General features: G+C 64.0%; 2 protein-coding genes and 1 pseudogene. 1 reads left to right on the forward strand and 2 read right to left on the reverse strand.

Annotated elements, in window-relative coordinates; genetic code table 11:
* Positions 1-1,161 (forward strand): IS4 family transposase (locus ACILSL_RS27555; RefSeq protein WP_395735279.1); only part of this gene is annotated, 1,161 nt, incomplete at its 5' end.
* A 73-nt stretch (positions 1,162-1,234) separates the two neighbouring features.
* Here ACILSL_RS27555 and ACILSL_RS27560 read toward each other — a convergent pair.
* Together ACILSL_RS27560 and ACILSL_RS27565 are read right to left on the reverse strand one after the other, a co-directional pair.
* Positions 1,235-2,200, reverse strand: coding sequence for an alpha/beta hydrolase-fold protein (locus ACILSL_RS27560; protein WP_395735280.1), 966 nt, complete (start codon positions 2,198-2,200; stop codon positions 1,235-1,237).
* Positions 2,201-2,344: 144 nt separating this feature from the next.
* A pseudogene (locus ACILSL_RS27565) lies at positions 2,345-2,607 on the reverse strand (GDSL family lipase); the annotation flags it as partial.

The raw sequence follows: 2,607 nt of genomic DNA on the forward strand, positions 1-2,607 counted from the left end.
TCCATCTCCGATTCGGCGGCCCAACAGCGCCGCGCGTCGCTGGGCTGGCCTTGGTTTGAAGCGCTCTTTGCCCATCTGCTGCGGCCTCTGGCCAAGCTGCGCAGCCAGCCGGAGTGCTTCTATGACGGCATGCGCCTGCTGGCCGTGGATGGTTCGGCGTGGAGCTTGGTCAACACGCCGCAGGTCACCTCGCGGCTGGCCTCGCCCACCAACCAGAAGGGGCAGCCGGGCGCGTTCCCCAAGTTCATGAGCGCGGTGCTCATTGAACTGGGCACGCATCAGCCCCTGGGTGCGCAGTGCGAGCAGGCACTGGCGGAGCACGCCACTGGAGAGATCACCCTGGCCAAGGCTTTGCTGGGACAACTGCCCGCCGGGGAGCCAGCGTTGCTGCTGGCGGACCGGCTCTATGGCGGCGCGGGCTTCATCCACGCCGTGTGCGAGCGCAGCGCGGAGCAATGTCAGGTGCTGGTGCGCGTGATCGAGAACCGCAAGGCACGGGTGCTCGAAGTGCTGCGCGACGGCAGCGCCCTGGTGGACGTGGTGCTGGAGGACAAGTCACGCCGCAAGCAAGAGCGCAAGCCGCTGCGCCTGCGTGAGATCCGGGCCGAAGTGCAGCGCGAAGGTCAGAGCAAGAAGAGCGAGCTGCGCCTGTGGACGACGCTGCTGGATGAGCGCAAGCATCCCGCCGCAGAACTCGCGCGACTCTATGCCCAGCGCTGGGAGGCGGAGCTGTTCTTCCGCGAACTCAAAGCGCATACGCGTCGAGACAATCTGATGCGCGCGGGCAGCATCGAGGGCGCGCAGGCAGAGTTTGGAGCACTCATCCTGGCAGCGAGCCAGCTGGCCACGCAACGCCTGGAACTGGCCGAGGCCGAGGAACTGCCCGCCGTGCGGCTGAGCATTCGCAAGATCGCGCGGCACATGCAGCAGGCCGCCCTGGTGCTCTCGCTGAGCCACGACCTGATGAGCGCCACGCAGCAGCGCACCTTCATCCGGCGTTTTGAGAAGATGATTCGCCGCGAAGCCCGCATCCCGCCACGAAGACAGCGCAGTTGTCCCCGAGGCCTGCGCAAACCCACCACCGATTGGCCGCGTATCCGTCAGCGCCACCAAGCCCTTGGCTCCTGCATTCTATCCATCCTCCACATCCCTTTTACTTGATGGCATTGGGCTAAAGCCTGAACTCCAGCACTCATGCGATAGCCTTCTCCTGGAGGCGCGGGTCTGATCAGCGTTATTCCGTCACGCCCTTGAGGTGCTGCGCGAAGAGCCATTCGTGCAGCTCTTCCTTGGGATAGACGATGCCGGTGATGCCGTGACCCGCACCGGCGAGTTCGCTGTATTTGCTCAGCGTGCCGCCAGCGGCCTTGATGGCTTTCATGACGTTGCGCGTGCGCTCCACGGGCACCATCTCGTCCTTGTCGCCGTGGAAGGCCCAGAGGGGCACCTGCTTGAGCACCTCGGCGTTCTTCGGGTCGCTGCCACCACACAGCGGCACGACGGCGGCGAAGACCTTGGGATACTTCGTCGCGAGACTGAACGAGCCAAAGCCGCCCATGCTGGAGCCGGTGAGATAGAGGCGATGCGTGTCGATGGGCAGCTTGTCGGTGAGGTCGGCGATGAGGGCCATGAGGTGGTCGGCCACCTGCTTGTTCCAGCCGATGTCAGCATCCGGGCACTGCGGGGCGATCATGAAGCACGGGTTCTTCGCCTGGTGCTCGGCATTGGTGAAGACGCCCGTCGCGCCGCCCATCTGCGAGGTGTTATCACTGCCGCTCTGACCGGAGCCATGCAGCCAGATGACCAGCGGGTAGCGCTGCGTGTTGTCCCACTTCGGGTTGCCATAGATCTGGTAGTTGAGCCCCTGCTTCGAGACGGCCTGCACGAAGGCTCCGGTCATCTTCTCGGCGAAGGGTCCCTTCGTGAGGCTCTCATTGATGGCCCGGTCATGCAGCAGGCCAGCGACGAACTCCTGGTCCTCCTTCGAGAACGCCTTGACCGGCACCTTCATGATCTGGAAGTCAGCGCTGCGCTTGATGCGAATCTCGGTGGCGTCGAAGTCCAGCAGCTCGGCTTCCAAGGCGCGTCCATCAGCCGACTTCCAGGTGCGGACGATCTTCGATGCAGTGGCAGCGGGGCGGCTGGGAACGGCAGCGCTGGCCACGGTGGCGAGCGCGAGGAGCAGACAGATGAGTTTCATGTGTTGATGGATGATTAAAGAGCCACTGACTGACACTAACTCACACTGACAATGGACCAGCTTCTCAGGCTCTTGTTAGTGTCAGGTCAGTGTCAGCCAGTGGTTAAAAACTTGCCTCGTGAAGACGCGCGACGCAGCCATCTCTTAGCCCATCGCCTTCACGCTGGCGGCGATGGCGGCTCCGAGGGAGGCGTGACCGTCGGCGTCGAAGTGAATGCCATCCACGGCGCTGACGGTGACGTGCTCCTGCGCATTGAGAAAACTCACGCCCCAGGTCTTGGCGATGGCCTGGTAGTAGCGCGGGAGTTGCAGTGACTTCGCACGACCCTGAGCGATGCGCGCATCGAGATCGGGCAGGGCTGAGAAATCACCAAGCGCGGCCGGGCACACGAGCAGGACGCGCGGTG

Origin of the sequence: Prosthecobacter sp. (assembly GCF_044222345.1) — a bacterium.
Taxonomy (GTDB): domain Bacteria; phylum Verrucomicrobiota; class Verrucomicrobiia; order Verrucomicrobiales; family Verrucomicrobiaceae; genus Prosthecobacter.

Bases quoted from the DNA above. Each gene is read 5' to 3' on its own strand.
- ACILSL_RS27560 (WP_395735280.1), bottom strand. From the start codon at position 2,200: ATGAAACTCATCTGTCTGCTCCTCGCGCTCGCCACCGTGGCCAGCGCT.